The 5,580-nt window shown below is 72.7% G+C and carries 5 protein-coding genes; 2 read left to right on the top strand and 3 right to left on the bottom strand.

Annotated elements, in window-relative coordinates:
* The 3 genes from nagZ to VI078_01470 all read right to left on the bottom strand — a co-directional run.
* On the bottom strand, positions 1-965 hold a 965-nt coding region (nagZ, locus tag VI078_01480; protein ID HEY5997959.1), incomplete at its 3' end, for a beta-N-acetylhexosaminidase.
* The gene (locus VI078_01475) at positions 962-1,885 is read right to left on the bottom strand and encodes an LD-carboxypeptidase (protein ID HEY5997958.1); all 924 of its coding nucleotides are present in this window, start codon (positions 1,883-1,885) and stop codon (positions 962-964) included. The genes VI078_01475 and nagZ, both read right to left, overlap by 4 nt.
* Positions 1,864-3,210, bottom strand: coding sequence for a Mur ligase domain-containing protein (locus tag VI078_01470; GenBank protein HEY5997957.1), 1,347 nt, complete (start codon positions 3,208-3,210; stop codon positions 1,864-1,866). The genes VI078_01475 and VI078_01470 overlap by 22 nt, the downstream gene beginning before the upstream one ends.
* A 502-nt stretch (positions 3,211-3,712) precedes the next feature.
* Here VI078_01470 and VI078_01465 point away from each other — a divergent pair.
* Both VI078_01465 and VI078_01460 read left to right on the top strand, forming a co-directional pair.
* Complete coding sequence (locus VI078_01465; GenBank protein HEY5997956.1) at positions 3,713-4,534, top strand: nitroreductase family protein; 822 nt, start codon at positions 3,713-3,715, stop codon at positions 4,532-4,534.
* Between the two features lie 70 nt (positions 4,535-4,604).
* On the top strand, positions 4,605-5,411 hold the full coding sequence (locus VI078_01460) for a TIGR00266 family protein (protein ID HEY5997955.1): 807 nt from the start codon (positions 4,605-4,607) through the stop codon (positions 5,409-5,411).
* Positions 5,412-5,580: the final 169 nt, after the last annotated feature.

Below are 5,580 nucleotides of genomic sequence, written 5' to 3'. Positions count from 1 at the left end.
GCGATCCGCTCCGCCGGCACCGCGCCGCGTGCGACGGCGCGCCGCAGTGCCTCGAGCAGGCCGGGAAGGTCGCGCCGGGGCAGCAGCATCCGGGACGCGATCAGGATGTCGCAGCCGGCGCGCAGGGCGTCGAGCGCCGCCTCCTCGAGCGAGGCCTTGAGCGCGATGCCCGCCATCTCCAGGTCGTCGGAGATGACGACGCCCGCGAAGCCGAGCTCGCCGCGCAGCAGGGTTTCGAGGATCGGCCGCGAGAGGGTCGCCGGGGCCCGCGGGTCGAGGGCCGGGAAGGTGATGTGCGTCGTCATCACCGCGGAGACGCCCGCGGCGATCGCGGCGCGGAAGGGGACGAGGTCGCAGCGATCGAGCTGCGCGCGGGTGCGGCCGATGGTCGGCGTCGTGAAGTGGCTGTCCTTGCCGGTCGCGCCGTGCCCGGGGAAGTGCTTGGCGCTCGTGCGGATGCCGGCGCCGGCGGCGCCCCGGACGTAGGCGGCGACCATCCCCGCGACCGTCTGCGGGTCCGCGCCGAAGCTGCGGTCGCCGACCGGGCAGCCCTGCACCGAGAGCACGTCGGCCACCGGCGCGAGGTTCCAGTTCACGCCGACGGCGAGCAGCTCGCGCCCGACTGCCCCCGCGACGCGGCCGACGAGGTCCGCGTCACCAGCGCGCGCGATAGTTCCCATGGCCGGGAAGACCGTGACACCCTCGACGAGGCGGACCACGCGGCCCTGCTCCTGGTCGATCGCGATCAGGAGCGGCCGCTCGTGTCCCGCGGCGCGCGCCGCCTCCTGCAGGCGGTTGGTCAGCTCCAGGACCTGCGCGGCGTCGACGCAGTTCTTGCGGAACAGAATGACGCCGCCGAGCCCCGCGCGGATCAATTCGAGGATCTCGACGGAGGGCTCGGTGCCCTCGAAGCCGCAGATGAGGAGTTCGCCGGCGGCGTGCGCCAGCTCTCGGGTGTCGCTCATGCGCGCACGCAGGGATCGAAGACGAGCGTGCCGGCGTCCGCATCCAGCGTCGCGGGGACGCCGAAGGGGATCGCGCGGTTCGGGACGCCGTGGCCCGCGGCGAGCCCCGCCACGACCGGAATGCGGCGGCCGCCCGCGGCTTCGAGGAACAGGCCCGGCACCGCCCGCCGCTCCGCGGGCTTCATCCCCGTGAAGGCGCCGAGGACGACGCCCGCGACCCCGTCGAGGACGCCCGCGAGCACGAGTTGGCGCAGGGCGCGATCGACGCGGTAGAGCGGCTCGCCGACCTCTTCCACGAAGAGGATGCGCCCCCTCATTTCGGGCTGCAGAGGCGTGCCGCACGCACTCGCGAGGAGGCTCAGGTTGCCGCCCGCGAGCGGCGCCCGCGCGCGCCCGGGCCGCAGCGTCCGGAGCGCGCGATGGGTCCGTGGCGCCGCGTTCCCGGCGAGCAGCGACAGCAGACGGGCGAGGTCGCGCAGGCCGGCATCGCTGCGGCCGGCGCTTGCGACCATCGGCCCGTGGAAGGCGGCGACGCCCGCTCGTTGCGTGGCCGCGAGCAGCAGCGTCGTGAGGTCGGAGAAGCCCGCGATCGCCTTCGGGCTGCGTGCCAAGAGGCGCCAGTCGAGCCGGGCCGCGATCCGCGCGCACCCCCAGCCGCCGCGCGCGGCGATGATCGCCTTCACCCCGGGGTCCCGGATCCAGGCATTGATCTCGGCGGTGCGGCGGTCGTCGTCGCCGGCAAACGAGCCGTGGCGGGAGAAGACGTCCTCGCGGTAGGCGACGCGGTAGCCGCGGGCGGCGATCAGCTCGGCGCCGCGGCGGAATGCGGCGCGGTCGAACGCGCTCGCCGGCGCGGCCACCGCCACGAGGTCTCCCGGCCGCAGCGCGGGAGGGAGCGTCAGCGCCGCGCGGCCGCCCATGCTTCGATCGTCTCGCGCAGGCGCGGGATCAGCCCGCCGAAGGCACCGTTCGAGAGCACCGCGATCACGTCCCCGGGCCGCAGGTCGGCACGCACCGCCGCGACGATCTCCCCGATATCCTCGATCTGCCGCGCGCGCCCGCCGGCCGCCCCGATCTCCCGCACCAGCCGCGCCGGGTCGAGCCGCTCCGCGTCCTGGAGCTGCGCCGCGCGGTGCACCGCGCCGACGATCACCTCGTCGGCCGCGGCGAAAGCACCCGGGAGGGCCTCCTGGAAGATCGCGCGCCGCAGCGTGTTGGAGCGCGGCTCGAACAGCGCGCGCAGCCGCGCGCCGGGGTGCTTCGCGCGCAGCGTCTCCAGGTCGAGGCGGATCGCCGTCGGGTGGTGCGCGAAGTCGTCGTAGAGCGTGACGCCGGCGCCGGAGAAGATCGCCTCGAGGCGCCGCTTCACGCCGCGGTAGCTCGCCATGCCCCGCGCGATCTCGCCGGCGTCCAGGCCGAGCGCCGACGCCGCGGCCGCCGCGAGCAGGGCGTCGGTGCGGAAGTGCGCCCCCGGCAGCGGGAACTCCCACGGCGCGGGATCGCCGGGCGCGACGGGGACCAGCCGGCCCCGGCACGGCGCCGCCACTTCGGCGGCGGGCGGGTCGCCGGCGTTGAAGACGAGGAAGCCGTTGCCGGGGACCAGGTTCACGAGGCGCCGGAAGGAGAGCGTGTACTCCTCGAGCGACGCGAAGATGTCCGCGTGGTCGAACTCGACGTTTGCGAGCACGACGTTGTGCGGGCGGTAGACGAGGAACTTCGAGCGCTTGTCGAAGAAGGCGGTGTCGTACTCGTCGCCCTCGATGACGAAGTCCTCGCCCGTCCCGAGGCGGCCGCCCCCGCCGAAGTTCAGCGCCACGCCGCCCGCGAGGAACGTGGGCGAGCGCCCCGCCGACTCGAGCAGCCAAGCCAGCAGCGTCGTGATCGTCGTCTTGCCGTGCGTGCCGCACACGGCGGTCACCCGCCGCCCGGGGAAGAAGCGCTCGCGCAGGAACTCCGGCAGCGAGCAGTAGGGCAGGCGCCGGTCGAGCAGCGACTCGACCTCGGGGTTGCCGCGCGAGAGCGCGTTGCCCACCACGACGAGGTCGGGCGCGGGCTCCAGGTTCGCGGGCCCGTAGCCCTCGCGCACGACGAGGCCCTTCTCGCGCAGGAAGTCGCTCATCGGCGGGAAGACGCCGGCGTCCGAGCCGGTGACCGCGAAGCCGGCGTCGGCGGCGAGCCCGGCCGCCGTGGCCATGCCGGTGCCGCCGATGCCGAGGAAGTGGACGCGCAGGCGCTTCTCGTGCATGGGTGCGGCGGATTGTCCGCTTGGGGGGCGGCGGCTGTCAATCGCGGACGGTCCGGGACCGGGCGCGGCCTTCGGGGTCCTGCCGCTGCGCACCCCCACCACACTCGACCGCTCGCGTCAGCGCACCACGGGCTGCTCTAGGGCTGGTGCTCGCGATCTCGTTCGGCCTGCGATCGGATCGCGGGCCGGAACAGCGCGGCTGACACTTCCTTTTGTCTCCCTTCGGTCCGCGCGGCGGAGGCCCTCCCCTCGGCGCCACCCCTCCGGCCTGTTCCAATGCGGTCAGGCGTCGCGCGCTGTGACTTCCTGATGAAGATTCCATGAACTGCGATCCGATGACAGTGCCGTCGCCAGCCCAGGCGCTCGCCAATGCGCCCGTGCGGGGGCCTGTGGCTGCGGCAACTGTTCGGACCGAGGTTGCATTCAGTCTCTTCGCGCGCCGTGACTTCCTGATATAAACTCCGGAAACTGCGAACCCAGAGCAGGGCGAAGAGAGGTGGACATGAGCCGATTCGTCGTCGATGAGAGCACGTGCCGGCGGGACGGGATCTGCTCGGCCGTCTGCCCCATCAGGATCATCGCTCCGGCGGGCGCCTCGCCGCCGTCGCTCGTCCCCGGCGGCGAAGAGCTGTGCATCTCCTGCGGCCACTGCGTCGCGGCCTGTCCCTACGGCGCCTGCTCGCTCGACACGATGGCGAGCGAGTCCTGCCCGCCCGTGCGCCCGGAGTGGCACCTGGACCCCGGGCAAGCGGAGCACTTCCTGCGCTCGCGCCGCTCGATCCGCGCCTTCAAGGAATCGTCCCCGGACCCCGGCCGCATCGAGCGGCTCATCCGTGTCGCGCGGTACGCGCCGTCGGGCCACAACCGCCAGCCGGTGCGCTGGCTGGTGATCTCGGGTCGCGAGCAGGTGCGTGCCCTCGGCGGCCACGTGGTGGACTGGATGCGGGCGATCGTCGAGCGCGAGCCGGAGATGGCGCGCGGGATGGGGCTGGACCGGGTGGTCTCGGCCTGGGACGCGGGCACGGACCTCGTCTGCCGGTCGGCGCCGCACCTGGTCGTGGCGCACGCGCCAGCCGCCGACGTCACGGCGCCGAGCGCCTGCACCCTCGCCCTCGCGTACCTGGAGCTGGCCGCGCCGTCGTTCGGGCTCGGCGCGTGCTGGGCGGGCTACGTGCACATGGCGGCGCTGCACTGGCCGCCGCTGCAGCAGGCGCTGGCGCTCCCGGAGAAGCACCAGTTCTGCGGGGCGATGATGATCGGCGAGCCGCGTTACCGCTACCACCGGTTCCCCCTGCGCCACGAACCGGAGATCACCTGGCGGTGAACCGAAACCGCCATTGTCCTGGGACAGAATTCAATTCTGCCCCCCCAAGGCGTCTGAACGGAGGACGGGCATGAACGCGATGCATGAGATCGACTACAAGATCTTCGGCGAGGACCTCCAGTACGTCGAGGTCGAGCTCGACCCGCAGGAGGCGGTCGTCGCCGAGGCGGGCGCGATGATGTACATGGAGGACGGCGTCGAGATGGAGACCATCTTCGGCGACGGCTCCGCGCAGTCGCAGGGCGGCGGCCTCATGGGCGCGCTCATGGGCGCCGGCAAGCGCCTGCTCACTGGCGAGTCGCTCTTCATGACCGTCTTCCAGAACCGCGCCGCCGAGAAGCGCCGCGTCGCCTTCGCCGCGCCGTATCCGGGCCGGATCGTCCCTGTGCACCTGGCCGAGCTCGGCGGCGAGCTGATCGTCCAGAAGGACGCCTTCCTCGCCGCCGCCAAGGGGGTGAGCATCGGCATCGCCTTCCAGAAGCGCCTTGGCGTCGGCTTCTTCGGGGGAGAGGGGTTCATCATGGAGCGGCTGCAGGGCGACGGCTGGGCCTTCGTCCACGCCGGCGGGATGCTCACCGAGCGCCACCTCGGCGCCCGCGAGGTCCTGCGCGTCGACACCGGCTGCATCGTCGGCTTCCAGCCGTCCGTCGCCTACGACATCCAGATGGTCCGGGGGGTGAAGTCGGCGATCTTCGGGGGGGAGGGGCTGTTCTTCGCGACCCTGCAGGGTCCCGGGCGGATCTGGCTGCAGTCGCTGCCGTTCTCGCGGATGGCCAGCCGGATCGTCGCCGCCGTGCCGGGGATCTCCGGCCGCGGGGCGCGGGAGGAGGGTTCGGTCCTCGGCGGCCTGGGCGGCCTGCTGGGGGGAGATCGCTAGAGGGGGCCTCTGGCGCATAGTTTGTTATTTTCACTTGCTTTTTTCCGTTTTCACCCTATATTGATGCCCGCATCCGACACGGAGGGCGTAAGGCGGAGTGTTTTCTGAGGACTTGCTGGACCAGGTTCGGAACGCAAATCCGATCCAGGACTTGGTCTCCGATTACGTC

It is taken from the genome of bacterium (assembly GCA_036524115.1).
GTDB lineage: Bacteria > JAUVQV01 > JAUVQV01 > JAUVQV01 > DATDCY01 > DATDCY01.
This window is presented reverse-complemented; position numbering and strand designations above follow the sequence as displayed.